At 52.4% G+C, this 23080-nt stretch carries 15 protein-coding genes; 9 read left to right on the forward strand and 6 right to left on the reverse strand.

Annotation, left to right across the window (positions count from 1 at the left end; genetic code table 11):
• Positions 1 to 52 precede the first annotated feature (52 nt).
• Positions 53 to 766 (forward strand): DNA alkylation repair protein, encoded by a 714-nt coding sequence (locus B156_RS28745; RefSeq protein WP_018618032.1) that lies wholly within the window; start codon positions 53 to 55, stop codon positions 764 to 766.
• A gap of 74 nt (positions 767 to 840) precedes the next feature.
• On the opposite strand, the gene ffh is transcribed toward B156_RS28745, so the two are convergent.
• Positions 841 to 2160, reverse strand: coding sequence for a signal recognition particle protein (gene ffh, locus B156_RS0102465; RefSeq protein WP_018618033.1), 1320 nt, complete (start codon positions 2158 to 2160; stop codon positions 841 to 843).
• 342 nt (positions 2161 to 2502) lie between these two features.
• On the opposite strand from ffh, the gene B156_RS0102470 reads away from it, so the two are divergent.
• Positions 2503 to 2814, forward strand: coding sequence for a hypothetical protein (locus tag B156_RS0102470; protein WP_018618034.1), 312 nt, complete (start codon positions 2503 to 2505; stop codon positions 2812 to 2814).
• Between the two features lie 52 nt (positions 2815 to 2866).
• On the opposite strand, the gene B156_RS0102475 is transcribed toward B156_RS0102470, so the two are convergent.
• From B156_RS0102475 to B156_RS0102490, 4 genes are all read right to left on the reverse strand, one after another.
• On the reverse strand, positions 2867 to 4522 hold the full coding sequence (locus B156_RS0102475; protein ID WP_018618035.1) for a glycerol-3-phosphate dehydrogenase/oxidase: 1656 nt from the start codon (positions 4520 to 4522) through the stop codon (positions 2867 to 2869).
• Positions 4523 to 4617: 95 nt separating this feature from the next.
• Positions 4618 to 5229 carry a Cj0371 family chemotaxis-regulating polar lipoprotein gene (locus B156_RS0102480; protein WP_018618036.1) on the reverse strand — a complete coding sequence of 204 codons (612 nt, stop codon included), beginning with the start codon at positions 5227 to 5229 and terminating at the stop codon, positions 4618 to 4620.
• Between the two features lie 98 nt (positions 5230 to 5327).
• Positions 5328 to 6080: a hypothetical protein gene (locus B156_RS0102485; RefSeq protein WP_018618037.1), complete on the reverse strand. Its 753-nt coding sequence runs from the start codon at positions 6078 to 6080 to the stop codon at positions 5328 to 5330.
• Between the two features lie 85 nt (positions 6081 to 6165).
• The gene (locus B156_RS0102490) at positions 6166 to 7764 is read right to left on the reverse strand and encodes an N-acyl-D-amino-acid deacylase family protein (protein WP_018618038.1); all 1599 of its coding nucleotides are present in this window, start codon (positions 7762 to 7764) and stop codon (positions 6166 to 6168) included.
• A 228-nt stretch (positions 7765 to 7992) separates the two neighbouring features.
• Between B156_RS0102490 and B156_RS0102495 the strand changes: the two genes are divergently transcribed.
• Positions 7993 to 8739: an HAD family hydrolase gene (locus B156_RS0102495; RefSeq protein ID WP_018618039.1), complete on the forward strand. Its 747-nt coding sequence runs from the start codon at positions 7993 to 7995 to the stop codon at positions 8737 to 8739.
• 81 nt (positions 8740 to 8820) lie between these two features.
• Positions 8821 to 9957 (forward strand): TIGR03364 family FAD-dependent oxidoreductase, encoded by a 1137-nt coding sequence (locus tag B156_RS0102500; protein ID WP_040585012.1) that lies wholly within the window; start codon positions 8821 to 8823, stop codon positions 9955 to 9957.
• A 39-nt stretch (positions 9958 to 9996) separates the two neighbouring features.
• Here B156_RS0102500 and B156_RS0102505 read toward each other — a convergent pair whose 3' ends face one another.
• Positions 9997 to 13377 (reverse strand): fibronectin type III domain-containing protein, encoded by a 3381-nt coding sequence (locus B156_RS0102505; protein WP_018618041.1) that lies wholly within the window; start codon positions 13375 to 13377, stop codon positions 9997 to 9999.
• 323 nt (positions 13378 to 13700) lie between these two features.
• On the opposite strand from B156_RS0102505, the gene B156_RS0102510 reads away from it, so the two are divergent.
• The 5 genes from B156_RS0102510 (at position 13701) to B156_RS0102530 (ending at position 23055) form a co-directional block, all read left to right on the forward strand.
• Entirely contained in the window at positions 13701 to 16904 is a 3204-nt protein-coding gene (locus B156_RS0102510) for a SusC/RagA family TonB-linked outer membrane protein (protein ID WP_026260545.1), read from the forward strand.
• Between the two features lie 59 nt (positions 16905 to 16963).
• Positions 16964 to 18532, forward strand: coding sequence for a SusD/RagB family nutrient-binding outer membrane lipoprotein (locus tag B156_RS0102515; RefSeq protein ID WP_018618043.1), 1569 nt, complete (start codon positions 16964 to 16966; stop codon positions 18530 to 18532).
• A gap of 85 nt (positions 18533 to 18617) precedes the next feature.
• Positions 18618 to 19535, forward strand: a complete 918-nt coding sequence (locus B156_RS0102520) for a metallophosphoesterase family protein (RefSeq protein WP_018618044.1) — start codon at positions 18618 to 18620, stop codon at positions 19533 to 19535.
• 121 nt (positions 19536 to 19656) lie between these two features.
• The gene (locus B156_RS0102525; RefSeq protein WP_018618045.1) at positions 19657 to 20202 is read left to right on the forward strand and encodes an HD domain-containing protein; all 546 of its coding nucleotides are present in this window, start codon (positions 19657 to 19659) and stop codon (positions 20200 to 20202) included.
• Positions 20203 to 20208: 6 nt separating this feature from the next.
• Positions 20209 to 23055: a phosphoesterase gene (locus tag B156_RS0102530; protein WP_018618046.1), complete on the forward strand. Its 2847-nt coding sequence runs from the start codon at positions 20209 to 20211 to the stop codon at positions 23053 to 23055.
• Positions 23056 to 23080: the final 25 nt, after the last annotated feature.

Consider the following 23080-nt stretch of genomic DNA (forward strand, 5'->3'; position numbering starts at 1 on the left):
CGCTTCATTTACGGCAGAGACGCATAAAACGTCTCTGCTTTTTTTATGACCGATGCAACCATCCTTCACCACCGTTAAAGAGACAATTCTGACATTAGCCCAACCTGAACGGGCTATTGCACTGGCCCGCTTTTTCAAGACAGCGCCGGGTCAATATGGGGAAGGAGATCGTTTTCTGGGCCTGTCAATGCCGCAACAGCATGCCATCGTTAACCAATACCGCCAGCTACCTGTTAGCGAAGCCGAATACTTGGTACGCGACGTGTATCACGAGTGCCGAATGGTAGGTCTGCTCATATGGGTTGTGCAGACCCGTAAAGGCAGTTCGATTCAACGAGCCGAAATACTGGAACGCTATCTGGCAAATCGGCCATACATCAATAACTGGGATTTGGTCGATGTTACGTGTCCGCATATAGTAGGGCGACATATCATTCAGGGTGATCGGTCTGTGTTGTATGATTTGGCTCGTGAAGACCACCTGTGGAGTCAGCGCATAGCCATCGTCTCGACTATTGCCTTGATCCGGTTGGGGCAGTTCAGTGACACCTTCGCCCTTGCTGAACTATTATTACCCCACAGGCACGACCTTATTCACAAGGCCATTGGCTGGATGCTGCGTGAAACAGGCAAGCGCAGTGCCGATGCTCTGGAAGAATTTCTTCACGACCACATTCGGCAATTACCCCACACCACGCTCCGGTACGCCATTGAACGATTTGATGCACCCCCAGGCGCTATTACCTTGATTTATGATGCGGTGTGACTCAATAAAACGAGCCTGCTCAGTAGGAGGTGATCTCCGTCCTGAACAGGCTCGTTTTATGCATTTGGCGTAGGCTATCGCATCATTTTATTGAGCTTACCCGATGCCTGCATTGTATTCATTTTTTTCATCATCTTACGCATCTCGTCAAACTGCTTCAGCAGGTTATTCACCTGTTGAATATCCGTACCACTGCCAGTGGCAATACGCTTTTTACGGCTTCCATCAATGATATCGGGGCGTTGGCGTTCTTTGGGCGTCATAGAGCCAATTATAGCTTCGATAGGCTTGAACGAGTCATTGTCAATGTCCAGATCCTTGACCATCTTACCCATACCCGGAATCATACCGAGCAAGTCTTTCACGTTCCCCATCTTTTTGATCTGTTGCAACTGCGACAGGAAATCATCGAAGTCGAACTGATTCTTGCGCATCTTGGCGTTGATGCGTTTGGCTTCATCTTCGTCGAATGCCTGCTGCGCCCGCTCTACCAGCGAAATAACGTCGCCCATGCCCAGAATCCGGCTTGCCATCCGGTCGGGGTAGAACACATCGAGGGCTTCCATTTTCTCGCCCGTGCTGATAAACTTGATGGGCTTATTAACGACCGTCTTGATTGACAGGGCAGCACCACCGCGCGCATCGCCATCGAGTTTGGTAAGCACAACACCATCAAAGTTGAGCCGTTCGTTAAATGTTTTAGCCGTGTTGACGGCATCCTGCCCCGTCATGGAGTCAACTACAAACAGGGTTTCGGTAGGTGAAATGGCTCGTTTGACGGCCTCAATTTCCTGCATCATGACCTCATCCACCGCTAGGCGACCGGCAGTGTCTACAATCACGATTTTTTTACCCGTTTTACGGGCCTGGCTAATAGCATTGGTCACGATGGCAACTGCATCCTTATTCTCCGGTTCGGCATATACATCCACGCCGACCTGCTCGCCCAGTACTTTCAGCTGGTCGATAGCAGCCGGGCGATAAATATCGGCGGCAACCAAGAGTACATTACGCCCCTGCTTTTTCAGGTAAGCGGCCAGCTTACCCGAAAAAGTTGTTTTTCCCGACCCCTGTAACCCGGCAATCAGAATTACGGCTGGTTCTCCTTTAATATTGATACCCTGCGCTTCGCCCCCCATCAGTTCAGTCAATTCCTCCTGAACGATTTTGACGAACAACTGCCCTGGCTCAACGGAAATAAGCACCTTCCGGTCAAGTGCTTTTTCCCGAATCCGGTCCGTTATATCCTTGGCCACTTTATAGTTCACATCGGCATCGGTAAGCGCACGACGAACTTCCTTTATGGTAGCGGCAACGTTGATTTCGGTAATGCGACCCTGCCCTTTCAGGGTTTTGATGGCCTTATTTAATTTATCCTGGAGGTTTTCGAACATGCGTTTTCAGACTTCATTCCGGTAAAAACCGGCTGGTTTGTCACTCTATAATTTTTAACAGCACAAAGATAAGGGTTTCCGGCGCGTAATAGGTAGTTGTAAGCCATCAATTGGGCATGGGCACAAGGCACGCTGAAACCTTGTTAATTCAGTTTTAACTGCTTTCAGTACAATATTTTTTTGGCATTATAGTTGATAGAGTACAGAAACCAGGTGCTGGTGTTTTCGTTTTAATTCTACTATATGAAGCAATAGTACTATTTGATTGTTATATTCGCGGTGTAATCTTTTTTGCTGAAACGACTGATGTAACTTATACGGTAACCCTAACCTATTGCCTTTATGAGAACTCTTTTGACAAAAAAAGCAGCATGTCTTGTAGTGACTGCTTCGCTGGTTTTTTACCCCATCCTGTCATCAGTAGCACTTAAAATGCCAACTCAGTCAGTTGTTAAAACAACACAACCGGCTGGACCGATCAAGCAGAACGAGAATCCCGCTATGGCGCGTAACACAGCAAAAAAAACGGAATCTCCAGTCACCGAATCACCAGCAAAAGAGAAGGTACAGGACAAAAAGGCCATTGGCCGATGCTGGAAAAGATTAATGAACACCGTCCGGGAAATCAGGCATGCCCAGGCCAACAAAAGATAAGCTTACGCATTTTCTTTCGGATCTCATTCCGGCCCATAATAGTCTTGTACAGTTAGAGGGGAGCGGTGACCGACTGTTCAAAAAGCAGTCCGGCTTCCTGCGTAAAAGCCATCAGTTTCTGCCGGTAATCCTGTACCTGTTGCTGGCTATAGTCGTCACTCCAACCTAATTCCAATGCCATCAACCCGGCAACCTGTGGAGTAACCTGAGCGGTTAATTGCCAATCGGCAAGTTCCAGCCGCCACCGGCGCGCCAGTACGTCCCGGAGGGTAACGGCCATTTCTTCCCGTACCTGATATACTACCTCCGCTTTCAAAAAAGGTAGCTGGTCGATAAGTTTTTCGGCCAGTGCGGGCTGCTCCTGTGTGATTTGTGCTACCTGCCCCGCCCGAACGCCGTAGGTCTGAACCAGGTGTTTACACACATCGTCCGAAAAGCCGTATTGCGTTTGTAATGTCTGCCAAGCGTCGAAACGGTAATTTTCGCCCCCAACCAGGTAATGGGTCTCCGTAGTGCCAGGAACCGATTTTCCCAGTACTTCACCGATGCGGTCAATAGCATCCTGCGCCATCAACCGATACGTTGTCCACTTACCACCGAGCAAACTAAGCAACCCTGACTCCGTATCGTGTTCAACTTCATGGTCGCGGAGCAACGTTTTTGTATCGGCCCGACTGCTGACTATCAACGGGCGAATGCCGCCAAAGCCAGCCTGAACGTCTGATCGGCCCGGCGCTTTGTCCAGATAAGGACGTACCGTTTCAAGAAGGTAATCGACCTCGCTGGATTCCAGTACGGGTTCGTGAGTCAGGTCCTGATAATCATTATCCGTTGTACCAACAAATACATTGTTGTCGAACGGGATAGCGAAAACAACCCGCCCGTCACTCGTTTTTGGAATCAGGATGGCATGGTCACTTTGCAGGGTTTCGCGGGGGAGTACAATATGAACGCCTTTACTGGGCCGGATTCGCTGGTCGAGCCGGGGGTTGGCCAGTAGCCGAATACCATCGGCATACGGGCCGGTGCAGTTAAGAAAGACGGTAGCCCGTACGGTGATTGTCTCGCCGGTAAGCTGGTCTTGTACCAGGGCTGATTTTATGCGCCCCTCTACCTTATCAAAACCAGTTACAGCCGCGTGATTGACTACGGCCGCACCTGCTTCATCGGCGGAATGAGTTAGGGCCAGGGCGTAGCGGGCGTCGTTGAGCTGTCCGTCATAATACAAAACGGCACTGTGCATCTTCCGGGTTAGCATCGGACTTCTGTCCAGGGCCTTTGCTTTGGTAAGCCAGCGGCTCTTCGGAAAATTATCCTTACCCGAAATGAAGCCGTAGAGCGTTAACCCAATGGTCATGTACATACCCTCAAACCAGCTGAACACGGGGGTAAGGATAGCCAGTGGATGCGCCAGGTGGGGGGCATTCCGGATAACCGTCCGGCGTTCGGCTAGTCCATGACGGACCTGTTTAAGCTGGGCCAGGTCCAGTTTTTTAATTGCCTGCTCCAGATACCGGACCCCGCCATGAATCAATTTAGTTGACCGGGACGAGGTTTCTCCGGCGAAATCACCCCGGTCTACCAGCGCAACTCTGTACCCACGAAGGGCCGCGTCCAGGGCCGCACCCGCCCCACTGGCCCCGGCACCAATGATGCAAATATCAAATGATTCCTGTTGCAGCCGCTCCCGGTTCCTGTCCCGATTCATACGGTAAATATAAGGCAAAATTGTGGTGGGGTACTGTTAACAAAGTGAGTATCTGACCGACGGATAGTTCTACCCAGCACCCACGAATCACCCTATCAGGCAGAAAAACCGCGACTGCGTCCGCCAAAGAAGCCACTCCGGCCACGTGATGGCCGGACGGTACGTGTTACGCGGGACGTCCGAATGTTTTCGCCAACCCGCGCAGAGCGCTGGTACAGCGAAGAATTGGCATAAACCCCCGCACCATACCGCTGGGCATCGGCACGATACTGCGGACCCGAAGAGCGGCCCAGCATGTAACCCATACTGCCCCAAAGCAGGACGTTGGCTAAACCGCTGCTATGGTGGTAACCCTGCGGATTATTCAGGTAAGTACTTGTCGACTGGTCGGTTTCTACCAAGCGTTTGGCGGCTTCTACACTCAGCGTGTCCCGGTGACCATCGTGATAACTGACAATGGCACCCGCTCTGGTAGGGTCTGTTTCCTCTTCGTCCGTAATTTTGAAGTTGCCGGGAGCCGTTTCCGTAATGTACGTGCGAACACCCCGCTTAAAGCTGGTTTCGGTTCGCTGCTCATCGTCCGTGTTGTTATTGTTGCCGCAACTTTGCAGCACAGCCGAACCGCTGAGCAGGGCTACTGTAAGCGTGGTGCTAAGGGTAATATCTTTTACGCGCCGAAGAACGGCGTGTCGGCGAATGAGTGTCATGGCCTGTATTAGTAAGAATTGACTACTAAACTACCATACTGCCGGGAAGAAGACAACTCAATACGGATAAACTACGTACCGGGATAGATTAACGGTTGTCAGAAGGGATGATATTTTGTACTGAATAATATAGACAGACCGGCCGATACACCCACTACACTAACGGTACGGTCGCTGCTGTACGACAAACTTTCAGAGCGCTTATCGGTGCTGATAGCCGTTGACGTCAGGTTTTTGAACGTGAAGTCAGACCGGCTATAATCAGCATCGAGGTGCACGGATATGAGCCGACCGAGCCGGTACCGGAGAGATACCCCCCCGCCCAGTGCCAGTGCCATACTTTGGGAACCCGTTGTGGTGACCGACATTTCTGTTCGCCCAAAGTTGCCGGACATTGACGTGTTTGGTAATACCGCCAGCGCACGCCCCGCCAGCAGCCGGGCATCGGCCGAAAAGCGACCCATAGGAAAGGTAACATACGGCCCTGCCATAACCGTCATGACCGACCAGTTATCGGCTTTAGCCGTCCAGATGTCGGAGTCGTTGCGATACAGGGCGTCGAGCATAGCGCCCGTATCGACCGTATTCCGGTGTTGCTCACCACGAACCATCAGGCCCACTGGTCCTGCCAGCCGGTAACCGAGCGCTGCATTAAAAGCTACTCCCTGACCAGCCATGCAGGCCTGAGGGGCTGACGAGTTGCAATTGGCAAAACTGCCCACGGGCAGACTAACACCGGCTGAGGCAGAAATAAATCCTTTTTTATCCTGATGCGATAAAATAAACGTCTTCTGGCAGAAAGCAGTCGTGGTTAGACCAACTGCCAGTATAGTGTAGAAGAGCTTTTTCATGGCGTAATTCGTTGCTATGTAAGTGTATACCTAGCCTTACAAATTCAATGCCACTTTTGCCAAACAGTTAAGATAATGGTAGTTTCTATCTGTTTTTAGTAACATAACCGGGACCCATGAGTAACTGCCCCGGTCGTTGCCCCGTATGGGTACTATTGTCAATAACGGGTGTCCCATTGACAAGTACCCAGACGATGCCCGTCGTATAGGCGTGGGGTTGCTCGTAGGTAGCCCGGTCGGCAATTGTCTTCTCGTCAAACACTACAATGTCAGCCGCATAGCCAGAACGAAGCAATCCCCGGTCGGTCAGTCGGAAACGCTGGGCGGGTAGGGAAGTCATCCGACGGATGGCTTCTTCGAGCGGGATAATATGCCGTTCCCGTACGTATCGCCCCAGTACGCGGGCGTTAGTACCGTAAGCGCGGGGGTGCGGCATACCCGAGCCAAACGCGGCCACCCCGGCATCTGAGGCAATCAGGGTATTTGGGTAGCGTAAAATGGTTTCGACATCCGTTTCCGACATGGTATGGTACACCATCTGAACGCGTTTTAGACTGGCCCGTTCCATTAGGTCCATGATCAGATCGGCCTCCGTATCCGGCGTGTTGGGGCGACCCAGTTTTTGATTGATCTGGCTAATCGCCAGGCCGTTGAACGTGGTGTCGGGTTTGTAACTGGCAACAACGGCATACGCATAATCTTTCCGCAGATTTCTCTTCAGGCTTGCCAGCATTTCCGTTCTGATTTTGGCTCTGGTAACCGGGTTGTGGAAACGTAACAATACGGCCGAATCGCCATCGGCCAATACCCAGGAGGGTAAAATACTTTCCAAAGAAGTACTGGAAGCCGTGTAGGGGTATTGGTCTACAGTCACGTCCAGCCCCTCGCGCCGGGCCGACTCCACCAGGTCAACGGTTTCGGTGCTTTTTCCCCACAGGGGCTTACTGGCTACTTTAAAGTGCGAAATCTCTACCGGTAGCCGGGCTTCCCGACCAATTTGAATCGCTTCTTCAATGGCTTGTTTTACTTGCTCTCCCTCGTTACGTATGTGGGAGGCATACACGCCACCGTAGCGGGCCACTACTTTGGCCAGATTCACTACTTCGGGAGTACGGGCATAGGTGCCGGGGGTGTAAATGAGCCCGGTCGACAGGCCAACGGCTCCGTCCTGCATTGCCTGCGCCACCAGGCTATCCATAGCGGCCTGTTCGCGGGTGGTCGGGTCGCGGAAGGCCAGCTTCATGACCTGCAGACGGACCGAGTTATGGCCAATCAGCGAGGCTACATTAACCGACGTTCCCATTAGCCGGAGGGTATCGAAATAGCTGCGCAGGTTGGCACTCGAACCCCCGCAGTTGCCGGTTATAACGGTTGTAACACCATCATAAATAAAATTGGGCGCGCCGGGCTGTGCTTCCAGACTACCCTCCACGTGGGCGTGGACGTCAATAAAACCTGGAGCAACAACCAGACCAGTGGCGTCGATGGTCCGTTTGGCATCAGTGGACGACAGGGTTCCTATCTGAACGATGCGCCCGTTTTGGATCGCTACATCGGCATACATCCAGGGGTTACCTGTTCCATCGATGACCCGTCCATTTTTTATAAGCAGGTCATAGGACTGAGCATACGTGAGACTGATAGCGGGTAAATAAAGAAGCAGTAACAGAAAACGGCGGGGCATAAACAGATGAAGGAGAGTGAAACGAGCTAACTGACGCTGAATATACCCGGTTTAGGCTATAAATAAAGTCCTCCGTATCGGTTCATTGCAATCTGACCGGCATATTCTGACTGAGCTGGCAACCGCCTGATTTTCTTGTTTTCTTAACATTGCTTAAGCCAGCCTTCGTAAATTTTTGTGTTGCTTTGCCGTTGCACTTTGTGACCAGCCCTTTTTACCTACTCTACTATGCAATCAATTGAGCAGCCCCCCCTGTCGTTAGTGGTGTTCGACATGGCTGGTACCACCGTTACGGATCATCACGAGGTAGAGCGCTGTTTTGCTGAGGCAGCCGCTCAAACGGGACTCTCCGTTTCGGCCGGACGCATTCTGGCCATGCAGGGTTTTGCTAAACGCTACGTATTTGAAACGCTCTGGAAAGAACAACTGGGCAACGAGCATCCCGCTATTCAGACGCGGGTAGATGAGTCATACGCAGCATTCCGGCACGTACTGGAGCAGCATTACAAAACCCAGGGAGCAACACCTACCGAAGGGTGTCTGGAATCGTTTGCCTGGCTGCACAAGCGGGGTATTGCTATTGCCCTCACTACGGGTTTCTACCGGGTTGTGACCGACATTATCCTCGAAAAACTTGGCTGGTTAACCGGGCTTAATGAACAGCGGGTGGGTACGGCTGATAGTCTGATTCAGGTATCCATTGCCAGTGATGAAGTAGAACGGGGCCGCCCGTACCCCAATATGATTGAGCGGGCTATGCAACTGACGGGTATAAGTAACCCGAAAGCCGTTGTGAACATTGGCGATACGCCATCCGATTTATTGTCGGGCCGGGCGGCTGGCGTAGCCCTCAACCTGGGCGTTAGTAACGGCACGCATACCCAGGAACAACTAGCGGAGTACCCGCACGATAAATTGCTGGGGTCGTTGGCTGAATTACCCGCTCTGCTGGCATCCTGGCCTGTTAGTTTGTAGTTGTTATGTCGTCATTACTTGTCAGTCAATCGCCATGCGGTTGTATCGTGATTAATGACTGCCAATGACCAATACCCAATCATGTACGACCTCATTATTATTGGTGCCGGGGTACTCGGTACGTTTCACGCCTATCATGCCGCTAAAGCGGGCAAACGGGTACTGCTGCTCGAAAAAGACCGATACCCGGTTGGTGCAACGGTGCGTAATTTTGGGCAGGTAGTGCCATCCGGACTGGCCGGGCGATGGTTCGGCTACGGGCGAAGAAGCTTGGAAATCTACCGGGATATTCAGCAGGAAACTGATATCACGATTCGGGAAAACGGTACCGTTTATATCGCGTCGGATGAGGATGAATGGACACTGGCTACTGAACTCCACGACCGTTATGAGCGCATCGGCTATGCCAGTGAGCTATTGACCAAAGCGCAGTGTCTGGCCAGATACCCGTCTTTACGGCCGGATTACGCGCTGGGGGGCATCTACTTTCCGCAGGAAATGAGTGTGGAGCCGGAGCAGATGATTCATCGGCTGATTGCCCACACGCAACAGAAATACGGGGTCGATTACCGGCCTGGTTCCGCGGTTGTCGATGTGGAGCCGCGGGCGTTTGGTGCGGTTGTGACGCTCAGTAACCGGCAGCGATTTGAAGCCGGGCAGGTGCTCATCTGCTCGGGCCATGAGGTTCGGCTGTTGTTCCCGGACGTACTGGCTGATGCGGGATTGGTGGTGAGTAAGTTACAGATGTTGCTGGCGGCACCGGTGGCAGGACTGAACCTGCCGGGGAATATCCTGACGGGCCTGAGTATCCGGCGGTACGAAGCTTTTCAGGAATGTCCGTCCTACAAACGAATTGCCGCCCATACCCCCGATCATTTGGCCGAACCCAAAAAATGGGGGATTCACATCCTGTTCAAACAGGCGACGGACGGAAGCATTATAGTGGGAGATTCACACGAGTATGCCCCTGCTACCGAAGCCGAAGACCTGGGCTACCACACGCAGGATTTTATCAACGACCTGATGCTGGCCGAAGCCCGGCGCATTGTCACCTTCCCCTTAACCATCCAAAAAACGTGGGCGGGTTTTTACAGCCAGACCCCGGCCGAAATTTTTGAGCATCGTATTGACAAATCCATTCGCATCATAACCGGTATTGGCGGAAAGGGGATGAGTTCAAGTGCCGGGTATGCTGAAGCGACTATGAAAAACTGGTAGGGTTGGATTAAATCTATTAGCGACGACACCCTGATTTACTCACTGACCCAGTTTCAGTCTGGCATTGGTTCCGTAATTGATTTGTGCCCCGGGCTCAAGTACTACCCGAAGGGCCGTGGCCGTATAACCAGTCGGTAGCGTTACGGTATGTTTAATCTGTACCACATCATAACAAGTTGGTACTCGGTGACACGACCAGGTGGCCGTGTCATACCAAAATCCTGCCTGAACGGTGTAAAAAGCACCACACGTCTGAAATAAGGACGATGACGAGAAGTCCGAACTTTCGGTGGGTGAGCAGACTGCTTTGATCTGCCATTCGTAGTGGGAATCTGTAGACAGGTTTGTTATCACAACACTGCCTGAAGTTCCCGTTCCGGCCAGATCGCTGAGCGTTGTCCAGTCGGGTGACCCAACCACCCGGTAACGAATCTGAAACATTGTTGTATTATCCCCGTAGTAAAAGTACCAGCTCAGCCTGGCTGACGTAGGCCCCAGGATACTAACCGGTTGACTATTGGGTGGGTAACAGGAATAGGTACCAAAGGAACTGGAGGTTGAGTACTCAGAGAAGACACCGTCGCCACAGTTCGATCGGACCTGCCATTCGTAACCAGTGTTTGCCTGTAATCCTGTAATCGTGGTGCTGAAACTTGTCAGGCCACTAACGTTTGTCCAGTCCGTTGTACCACTGCGTCGGTAACGGAGATCGTAGGTAACGCCTATACCCATGATTCCCCAGCTTAGGTAAGCAGAACTGATTTTAGGTGTAGTATACATTCCCGTAGGAACCTGGCAACGGGTAGTAAATTGCTGTCCCGACGTGTACGTTGAGTTGTCGACGGTAGAGCAAACCGTTCGAACATCCCAATCGTAGATTGTGTTATTCGTCAGCCCTGTTAAACTGTAAGCAAATGTGCTGCCATTATCCGTAACCGCCAGCTGATTGAGGGTCGTCCAGTCAGAAGTTCCGGCTATCCGATAACGAACGTCGAATAATGTACCCGTTTCGACGGAGGTGGACCATCGGAGGCTTATGGACGTAGCGGATGGTAGATACGTATATGGGTAGGAAGGAGCTAAACAAACCGTGGTAAAGGAAGCGCCTGTTGCGTAATCAGACTGAGTATTGGACGAACAACTATTCCGAACCCGCCACTCATAGGTTGTATTACTGGTTAGCCCCGTGAGGGAATATGTTAGGCTGGAGCTGGCTGAAGCCGCCATAATGTTGCTGATAGTGAGCCAGTCAGTAGTGCCTGATGGCCGGTATTGCACTTGAAAAGTAGCATTGGTTTCAGGAATATAGGCGTAAGGAATGTACCAGGACAGTTTCGCTGTGGAGGCTTTGGGAGATGCATACAGGTTTATGGGCGTTTGGCAGGTTGGAGTAAAGGTGAGTGTGGTAGAATAGTCAGAACTCTCAGTCATGGAACAAACGCTTTTGACCTGTGCCTCATACATAACGTTGGACGTCAACCCGCTAAGGAGATAGGGGGTATATTCCCCAGTAGTTGTCTGATCAATAGTTGTCCAGGTAGAGCTACCTACAGGACGGTACCGAAGGGCGTACGTACGCCCTGTTTCGTAGAAGGGAGCGCCCCACACCAGTGAGACAGCCGTTGAATTATTCGAACTTACCTGCAAGGTGGGTATCGGGCAGGCCAGGGTAGTAAACAATTGCACTGGGCTAAAATCGGTTGTGACAGTCATTGAGCCAGGACAGGTACCCTGTACCCGCCACTCATAGGATGAGACCGAGTTCAGACCCGATAGGGAATAATAAGTACTGCTAATGCCGTCAATGGTGGTCCAGTCCGTTGAACTCAGGGGACGCCATTGTAGCGTGTGAACTTCGGGGTAACCAGATACCCAACTCAGTGAGGCTGTTGTACGGGATGGGTAGGCAGTATACGGAACGGGGATGGGACAAATGGTTGTAAAATTAACCGGGTTGGTGTAGGTAGTTGTCCCTGTCGTTCTGACCTGCCATTCATAGGATGTATTAGCGGATAATCCGGTTAACGTTGTCGTGAAATCTGGCAGATTAGTGTACAGTATCCAGCTTGAAGACCCCACGGCACGCCATTGTACATCGTAGGTGGCTCCCATCCCGGCACTGTTCCAGTTCAACCGGGCAGAGGTCCCCGTAATGTTGGTGGTCGTGGGGGTCAGGTAGGACACAAATCGGATGGCGAAGGTTGTGCTAAGGCTGCCCGTTGTCGTGTTGGATGGCCGAACGCGATAATAGTATTGCGTATTCAACACCACGTTGTCATCTGTATACGTTGAAACGTTCGGCGCTACACCAGCAATGGGCACAAAACCCTCATTGGGTAAACTGGAGCGTTCAATAAAATACCCCATTGCATTGACCGCATTGGCCTGCCATGTCAGCATAATGGATTGACCACTCACACTCCCGGTCAGGCTGCCGGGAGCCGTTACATTAGTGGCCGGTGCATCGAGGGTGTAAGCGGTGTGCGTTTGCCGCAGTGCCAGGGCAGCCTGCATTCGTTCGTATTGACCGGGAGAAAAATCGTGCGTACACGAACCGTAATAGGACATTATGTTGGTAGTGGATGGCATGTAAGCATCCCCATTCGCATCACGTGCCGTACTGTTGGGGTCATAGTGTAAACAATCATTGGGGTATATCAGGTTTGCTCCGGCCATATTGTACGGGTCGGCGGGTGTATCACAAATCAGATCGCCATCGGTCGTACAGTTGGCACCGGGGCCCCTGGTAACCAACTCCGTTGTTACACCTGTACCCAGCGAACCATTGCCGGAATTCTGACCAAACGTGTGAATCAGGTTGAAGTTGTGCCCCAATTCATGGGGTACCAGGCGGTTTCCCATATCCTCAATGTTGTTTTCGTTAAGTATAAATGACCGGGTAGAGTAAATGGCATTATCCGGATAAGAAGCATAGCCACCCAGCCCCTGAGTTGAAAACTGATTGACATAATATTGATTCATGGCATTATACGCATCATAGGCATCTACTGACTGGCCATCGTACGAATTGTACATAGCATCGTTGTCGATGTAATCAGGTGTTGACCCGGCAAAGTAGAACTGGATGCCCATCCCGTTGAGCAGATAGTAGCTGTTGGTCAAAGCCATTATTTGATTCATGCTGGCCAGATTGTAGCCACCGGTACCATTGCTTAGCCGTATAATGTGCGGACGAATAGGGACGTAAGTGATGGGCTGCGTGGTGGTAGATGTGGTCTTCTTCTGGAGTAACGCTCTGTCACCTTCTGCTACCAGCGCCCGGGCCTGCCCAGGCGTAAGGTCTACGGTGCCGCAAAACGGGATGGGAACAGGAACGGGAGCTGTTTGAGCCTTTACCGCTGAGGCAGTTAGCAACAGGCCTGATAAAGAGCACAGGATTAAAAATAGAAAGTTTAGCATGGGAGGGAGGGGTAGGGAACGGGAGGCAAGTAAGTGAATTTGCTAGTTGTATACAATACCGAATAATATGTTTAGATACTAAGCGGATGAGAAAAGAGGGGAATCGATCTGGTACCAGATTTACGGTATTATTTTTCCGTGACCAACGCGGATAACTAGTCACAATCGCTTGATATACAATTAATAATGGCGTAATCTCATACGTCTACTTTTGCAGGTAGTTACCTACTTACTACTAACCTGTATATGTTATGACGTCTACTTTACCAATCCTGGTATCATCCTCCGGGTCAGCTGCCAATCGTGCGCCAGGCCGATTATGGGTGGTCCTTTTGTTTTGTCTGCTGCCTGGTTTCGCAGCCGTGGCACAAACTATTTCAGGGCGGGTTACCTCTACTGATGACAACCAGCCGCTTCCGGGGGTCTCTATCCTGGTGAAAGGGAGCACCACCGGAACCACTACCCTGGCCAATGGTACGTACTCGATAAGTACACCGGCAAATGCTACGCTGACGTTCTCCTTTATCGGATACGAAGCAAAGGAAGTACTCGTCAGTAACCGCACTACGGTTGATGTTTCGCTGGCTGTTGGTACATCGACGCTGAGCGAGATAGTCGTTACGGCCCTCGGCATCAAAAAAGATAGTCGCACTATTGGCGTGGCTATTCAATCGCTCGATGGAGCCAGCGTGACCAAAGCCCGCGAACCGAACCCGATCAACTCACTAGTGGGAAAGGTGGCCGGACTAACCATTGGGGCCAGTGCCGAGCTGCTGCGCCGACCCAACATCGTGCTACGGGGTAATACCGATGTACTGTTCGTTATTGATGGGGTACCTGTCAACTCGGATACCTGGAACATCAGCCCCGACGACATCGAGACTTATTCGGTTCTGAAAGGGGCTTCGGCTTCGGCCCTGTACGGATTCCGGGGTAAAAACGGAGCCATCATGATTACGACCAAACGCGGCTCGAAAGACAAACGTGGTTTCCAGGTCGACGTGAATACGAGCCAGATGTTCGACAATGGCTTTCTGGCCATTCCCAGGCTACAGAACGAATATGGCCCCGGCGACCACGGTGTGTACGCCTTCCGTGATGGCCGAGGTGGTGGTTATAATGATGGCGATTACGACATCTGGGGGCCTGCTTTTAATGGGCAGTTGATTCCACAGTACGACAGCCCGGTTACCCCTGGCCAGAGCTACACCACTACGTATGCTAATCCGGCGGTTCAGCCGTTCGTTAGCGACCGCCAGCCGACGCCTTATGTGGCCCGGGGTGCTGATAACCTGTCCCGCTTTTTGCAGACCGGCATTCTATCAACCAACAATATTGCCGTTTCATCATCGGGGGAGAAATATGACCTCCGCTTCTCACTCTCGCACAGTTACCAGCGTGGTCTGGTGCCCAATACGAAGCTGAACAGCACTACGTTCAAAATATCGACCGGCTATACTTTTACCGACCGACTCCGGTTTATGGCCGATGTTCAGGTGAACCGCCAGTATACGCCTAATATTCCGGATGTGGATTACGGTCCCAACTCGCTGATTTACAACGTGGGTATTTGGGGTGGTGCCGACTGGGATGTCGATCAGTTGAAGAGCTACTGGCAGCCCGGTAAAGAAGGTATCCAGCAGATTTACGCCGAATACCAGCGATACAACAACCCCTGGTTCGTATCCAGGGAGTGGCTGCGGAGTCATTATAAAACGGACATTATTGGTCAGACTTCGCTGAATTATACCATAGCACCGGGGCTGGATGCCACCTTACGGACGCAGGTATCGACCTGGAACCTGCTGCGGACGGAAAAAATGCCCTACTCGGCTACGGCTTATGGCCGCGAGGAAGCCCGGGGCGACTACCGCGAAGACCGCCGGAATCTGCTCGACAATAACACCGACCTGCTCATTAAATTCAATCGGCAGGTAATGCCCTCCCTGAGCATCAATGCTATTGCCGGGGGTAACATGCGGGTGTATAATTACAACTCGAACTTTACCTCCACCAACTACCTGAACGTGCCGGGTGTTTACACGTTTGCCAACTCGGCCAACCCGCTGATTGCCTCCAGCTACTCGGCCGATATGCGGGTACTGTCGGCCTATTATTCGGCCGATTTCACCCTGCGCGATTTTGTTACTCTCTCCACTACGGGCCGGGTCGACAAACTCTCGACGCTGCCGCAAGGGAATAACACATTCTTCTATCCATCGGTAGCCCTGAGTACGGTGGTATCCGACTACGTGAAACTGCCTGCGGCCATTTCGTTTCTGAAGATACGCGGCTCTTTTGCCAACGTGAAAGATGCCCTCACCCAGTCGACCATTGGGGTGCCGCAGTTTCCTCTGGGCTACGGTCAGCAATACCAGTCGGCTTATGATGGCCCAACGTATCAGAACTCGGCCGTATATGGCACACCCCTTACGTACAACAACCAACCATCGGCCTACTATACCAACACGCTGAATAATCCGGATATTAAACCCAACTCGACCTCCCAGTTCGAGACCGGGCTGGATGTGCGTTTCCTCAACAACCGGCTCACCTTCGATGCCGCTTACTACATCAGCAACGATGGCCCGCGGATTTTTAACCTGCCCATCTCCGAAACCACGGGCTACTCGTCGTTGCTGGTGAACGGCATCAAGACCCAGAAAAAAGGGGTTGAACTCTCGTTAACGGGCCAGGTACTGCGTCGGCCAAACGGGCTGAACTGGAATGTGCTGGCCAACTGGTCGACGTACACCGAGCGGTACAAAGAGTTTTACCCCGGTGTAAATTCGCTAAACACGTTCTTTAAAGTGGGAGATCGCGTCGATAGCTACTACACCAGAACGTACGTCTACTCGCCCGATGAACAAATTATCAATGATGCCGGTGGTCGGCCAATTATCGGACCGGTATCCCAATATGTTGGGAATATCAACCCCGACTGGGTGTGGGGTGTTAACAACCGGTTTAATTACAAAGCATTTTCCTTCAGCTTCCAGTTCGATGGACGCGTAGGTGGCGTTATCTCCGACTATGTCCAGCAGAAGACTTACGCTGGTGGTCGGATTATCAATACGGTGCAGGGCATCATGGGCGAGGCCCGCAAACAGGATGTACTGGGTGTGAAGTCGTACGTAGGTGAAGGCGTCGTAGTCTCCAACGGGGGGCAAATCAACTACGACGCCGACGGTCGCGTGACCAACTACGGAGAGCTTCAATTTGCGCCAAACACAACGAAAGCCTTTTTGCAGGATTACATCGCCCGCCGGTATGGGTTTGATGGGGGCAATATCATCAGCCGCACGTTTACCAAACTGCGGGAGGTTGTCATCGGCTATAGTTTGCCGTCCGGCCTGCTGAGCCGTGTTGGCGTAAAGCAGGCGACGGTATCACTCGTAGGGCGTAACCTGCTGTACTTTGCTGAGCGCAGCGACATCGACATCGACCAGTTTACGGGCAATGGCCGCTCCGATTTACAAACGCCTACCACGCGCCGGTACGGAATTAACCTCAATCTAACTTTTTAAGAACACCAGCCCGGCTCCCTGTCTAACCCGATAGAGAGCCGGGTAAACCATTATATACCATGAGCATTCGTATCTTATTCTGCCTGTCGATAACCGCGCTGTCGCTACTGCTGACAAGCTGCGAAAAGTCGTTCGACGAACTCGAGAAAGACCCCAACCGTCCGGTCAACGCCCCGGCCTCGCTGGTGCTCCGGGGTATTCTGAATGATATGTACAGCAATGTAACCGCCGAACCCTGGGGGAGCGAGCAGCGCTACAACCAGTTTTACGACAGTAATTACAACTACTACGCGACCAACGAGTATTCCTGGACCACTACCCCGCTCAACTTCTACACCCTGAAAGATGTGATCAAGATGGAGCAGGAAGCCAAACGAGCCGGTGCCGCCGACGTAAATCCATACTCGGCTCTCGGTAAATTTTTCCGGGCGTATTTTTATGAGAACATGACCCGGCGCGTGGGCGATGTGCCGCTTTCGGAAGCCCTGCAAGGCCAAACTGCCCTGGAGCCGAAGTACGACGACCAGAAAACGGTGTACATACAGATTCTGAAATGGCTGGAGGAAGCCAACACCGACCTGACTGCTGTCATTACCAAGGGCGACAATACCCTGGCTGGCGACTACCTGCTGGGCAACGATTTGCGCAAATGGCAGAAAGTGGTGAACACCTATAAACTGCGGGTATTAATAAATCTGAGCAAAAAAGAAGGCGATACCGACCTGAACATCAAACAGAAGTTTGCCGATGTTATCACCAATTCGGCAAAGTACCCGGTGATGACCAGTATGGACGACAACCTTCAGTTTATCTACAACAGCGTTACGAAGTACCCCCGAAATCAGGATAACTTTGGTCAGAACGCAACCCGCGAGAACATGGCCAAAACGTATATTGACCTGTTGGTAGTTCAACAGGATCCACGCCTGTTTGTCGTGGCCGAACCAGCCGCTGCCAAATTGAAAGCGGGCCTGAAGCCAACCGATTTTGCCGCTTTTGTGGGGGCTAGTTCGGGGGAGGATTTGCAGGATATGTCGACCAAAGCACTACAGGGGGAATATTCGTTTCAAAATCGTAAACGCTATTACACCACCTACGCGGGCGAACCGGTTTTTATCATCGGTTATCCCGAACTACAGTTCAACATTGCCGAAGGCATCAACCGGGGCTGGTCTACCGGCAATGCCGCCGATTATTACCAGAAAGGCATCAGCGCGTCGATGGGTTTTTACGGCCTGAAGGATGGCGATAATACGGTTACTTTTTCGCGGGATGGCGGCATCAGCAACTTCGATACGTATACCGTTAAATTTACAATGGCCAATTACCTGGCACAGCCGACTGTAAAATATGCTGGCAACACAGCCGATGGCCTGAAACAGATTCTGACCCAGAAGTACCTGGCATTTTTCCAGAACTCGGGGATGGAGGCCTGGTATAACCAGCGTAGGACGGGTGTGCCGACCTTTCTGACAGGGGTTGGTACCGGAAACAGCGGCCGTATCCCAAAACGGTGGCAGTATCCGAATAACGAACGAACCACCAATGGCACCAACCTCAATGCAACCCTGATGAGCCAATATGGTGGTAATGATGATATCAATGCCACCATGTGGCTGTTGAAGTAGGCAATGGACAATGGATAAAGAATAGGGGCAGCGTGACAGCCAGGCTATTCTTTATCCATTATTCCGTTTAACTTGTCCCGAAAAAATGATGAATCGCCGAACCCTTCTCAAATCTGCCGGGCTGCTGCCGCTGTTAACCGCGCCCGGCCTGACAATCGCTGCCGGTACGCGTAAACGCAATCTGCGCTTTGCTTACGTCGGTGATACGCATATCCTGCCCGAAACCAAACCAATGACCGGCGTGGCAAAGTGCCTGCACCAGGTGCAGCAACAGCGCGACAAGCCCGCTTTTATCCTGCACGGGGGCGACGTAATTATGGATGCGCTGAAGGAGGATCGGGCGAAGGTGCAGCAGCAGTGGGACGCCTGGCATTCGGTCATGAAAGCAGAGAATAGTCTGCCGGTTGAATACTGCATTGGCAACCACGATATCTGGGGATTTGACAACGCGAAAAACGACCCATTGTACGGCAAGAAATGGGCCGTCGACCAGATGCAGATTAGTGGGCGGTACCGCAGCTTTGCTAAAAGTGGCTGGCATTTCATCATTCTTGATAGTGTGCAGCCCCGACCCGATGGGAATTGGTACACCGGTGGTATCGACCCCGAACAATTGGAATGGCTGAAAGGGGAACTGGCCAGAATTGACGCTAAAACCCCGATACTGGTCATGTCGCACATCCCGATTGTATCCGTAACGGCCTTTGCCTTTCCAACCAATGTAAAGGAAGGTAGCTGGCAGATTCCCGGTGGCATTGCCCTCCCCGATGCCGCCCAGCTGATTACGCTGTTCAGCAAACACCCAAACGTGAAAGCCTGCCTGAGCGGCCACATGCACCTGCTCGACCAGGCCGTGTACAATGGCGTCACCTACCTCTGCAACGGAGCCGTGTCGGGCAACTGGTGGAAAGCGGATACTTACCAGCAAACCCACGCAGGCTACGCGCTGTTTGATCTGTACGACGACGGCACCGTTGAACGAACGTATTTGCCGTATTCCTAACACCCCACCCCCAGCCCCTCCCCATTAGGGAGAGGAGTGATGACGCATTGCTTGTTCGCCCAAGTAATTTTGCACTCCTCTCTGCCGGGTAGGGGCCGGGGGCGGGGTAAATCCCTCAAAAATGATTGCACAGCTTTTTGCCCAAAGTGGCCAGGATGCCTATTATGGCGAACCCGTTACGCAGCTCGAACACGCCCTGCAGTGCGCCCATTTAGCAGAGCAGCACGGAGCCGACCACGAAACGGTTGCCGCTGCTTTTCTGCATGACATTGGTCATCTATTGCCCTCCGAGCTGGCCAACGGCGAATCCACGCTGGGCTACATGGATGAATACGGCACAGTAGACCACGAAAAACTCGGTGCCGACTTCCTGCGGAAGCAGGGATTTCCGGAAAAAGTAGCACAACTCATTGAAAACCACGTTAACGCCAAGCGGTATCTGGTATTCAAACACCCCGATTACTTTGCCCGGCTATCGGAAGCGAGTGTGAGAACACTGGAGTTTCAGGGTGGCCCCATGAAAGCGGGCGAAGCACTGTCGTTTGAAACCAATCCGTATTTTAAAGGAATTCTGCAGCTACGTGCCTGGGATGAACAGGCCAAAATTCCGGGCCTGCCAACGCCCGACACCGCCCACTACCTATCCCTCTGCGAAAGCTTGTTGTAGCTTTTTATGAAACACTGCCCTCTCTGTTTCCTGCTCCTCTTCTCCATTAGTGCTTTCGCACAGAAAACCTACACCACGCTGCAGGTTCCCGGACGAAACGAGTTCTGTGAAATCGACACCAGTGGGAAATCGGTGCTGCCGAGCGGGCGATATGTAACCCCGGCGGGGCAGACAATCCGCATCACCAACGACCCTTTCGGACTGGCGCTGTCGCCCGACGGGAAACGGGTGGTTACGCTGCACGACGGTGTTTTAACGGTGCTGAATCTGACTGGAAAAATCCCCGTTGCCACCCGGATTCCTGATTACGCCGGTAAAATTCCGTCGCCGGTCGATGGCGCTACGTTTCTGGGTATCGCTTTCGCTGCTAATAATCGGACCGTTTACCTGAGCAATGGCGACAAGGGTCGCGTGATTGTTTTCGATACGGAAACACTCCTTAAAACCGACAGTATCGACCTTAACGGCAATGGCTATGCCGATAGCTTTACCTCAGATCTGCTCCTGAATGGTAATGAACTGCTGGTGCTGGACCGGGCTAATTTCCGACTGGTACGCATTAACCTGAAAACCAAACAGATTACAGCCTCTATCCCCACCGGGAGGCAACCCTTCGGCCTGGCCATCAGCCCGGACAAACGAACAGCGTTCGTGGCCAACGTTGGGTTATACTCGTACCCGTTAGTACCGGGCGTGACCCGGACGAATAAAGACACCATGATGCTCAAATTCCCGGCTTATGGTGCGCATACTAAAGAGTCTCGGGAGGGAGTAGAGATTGAGGGGCGCAAAATTCCGGGACTGGGCAGCCCCCTGGCCGATGAAGCCATGAGTGTCTGGCTGATCAATTTAGCGACGAACAAGGTCACGGCGAAATTGAAAACGGGGGTACAGATTGGTGAAATGATTGAAGACGCTGAAGTTGTGGGCGGGGCATCGCCAAACTCGGTGGTGGTAGGAAGCCGCTATGCTTACGTGTCCAACGCCACCAACGATAACATCTCGATTATTGACTACAAAGCAAGGAAATTGGTAGGTATCATCCCGCTCAAAACGGACCGGAACGCCGGGCCGCCCCGCATTGACAAATACCGGGGTATGACCCCGTTTGGCCTGGCGCTTTCCAGGGATGAAAAAACCATTTACGTAGCCCTGCTGGCCTTTAATGCGGTAGCGGTGGTAGACGTGCCGACCCGCAACGTACGCGGCCTGATTCCCACCGGCTGGGGCCCTACCCGCGTGGCGCTCTCACCGGATGAGAAGGCCCTATATATCACCTCCGCACGCGGTTACGGAGCCGGGCCCAACGGCGGAGCGGGATTCGTGAAACCACCCGCCGGAACCTATATCGGTGACATTCAACTGGGGACGTTTCAGGCAGTAAACATAGACCCCACCCCAACCCCTCCCCCGAAGGGAGGGGCTAATAGCCGAGTCCAAAGCCCCTCCCTTCGGGGGAGGGGTTGGGGTGGGGTACTTGCTACCTACACCAAACAGGTATTGGCCAACACCTACCAGACCGTCTCGATAACTGACAATGGTAAAAACCCGTTGCCAGTCCTGCCGACATCGCGTAAATCGAACCGTCGGACCCCCATCAAACACATCGTATACATCACCAAAGAAAACCGGACCTATGATGAGGTACTGGGGCAGCTTGAAACGGGCAAAGGCGACGCTACCCTGGCCCGCTTCGGCACGAACGTGACAATAAAAACCAACATCAACACCACACGGGGTAACAGCGGCCGCACCACCGATTTGCCCGCTGATTCCGTCAGCGTAGTGGGTGCCGACGTAATGCCCAACCACACTAGACTGGCCCGGGAATGGGCGTTCTCCGACAATTTCTACTGCGACTCGGATGCCAGCATTCACGGCCATCACTGGATGATGGGGACCATCCCGAACGAGTGGGTGGAGGCTAATGAGGCCTCGGCGGGTCGATTCGATGCCTTTTCGAAAGCTCCCGGTCGTCGTTTCCCGAAATCGTCTGGTGCCATCGACCCCGAAGATTACAACGAAATTGGCGGACTGTGGGAGGCTTTGGAACGTAGCAAGGTGTCATTCTACAATTTTGGGCAGGTCAACGAATTTGCGGGGAACTACGAAGAACAGTACGACACCACCTTTGGCACGGCAACGCCGGTTGTTTTTCCAATGCCCGCAGCGGCTTTCCGCCATACCTCGCGCAATTTTGCCGGGTACAACACCAATATTCCCGATCAGTTTCGGATGGACCAGTTCGAGCGGGAGTTTACGGCGAAGTGGCTGGGGAAGAACAAACAGCCCCTGCCGCAGCTTATCACGGCTATGCTGCCCAACGACCACGGAGCAGGGCCGCGCCCGGCAGAAGGTTACCCGTACCTGCATTCGTACATGGCCGATAATGACCTGGCCCTGGGCCGGATGCTGCATTTTCTGTCGCGAACACCCTACTGGAAAAATATGCTGGTGATTGTAACCGAAGATGACCCGCAGGGGGGCGTCGACCATGTTGATGCTCACCGCTCGGTACTGATGATGGCAGGACCGTACGTGAAACGAAACTATGTTTCGCATACCCACGCTAACTTCGGCTCGATTCTGAAAGTGATTTACAATATCCTCGGCGTGAACTACGTGAACCAGTACGACGCAACGGCTTCCCTGTTGCAGGATTTCTTCACGGATAAACCCGTTTATACGCCCTACGATGCCGTCCTGCCCGATGGGCGGGTGTTCAATCCGCAGCAAGCCATGAAGCCCTATAAAAGTCACTCGTTCAACTGGCGCAAAATTCAGCAGGGCCCTGAAATGGATGATAAAACCGACCAGCGCCGGGAACATTATCGACAACAGGGAAATAAATAGCCTTTACAATCACCAACAAACGGGG

Source organism: Spirosoma luteum DSM 19990 (assembly GCF_000374065.1).
Lineage (GTDB): Bacteria > Bacteroidota > Bacteroidia > Cytophagales > Spirosomataceae > Spirosoma > Spirosoma luteum.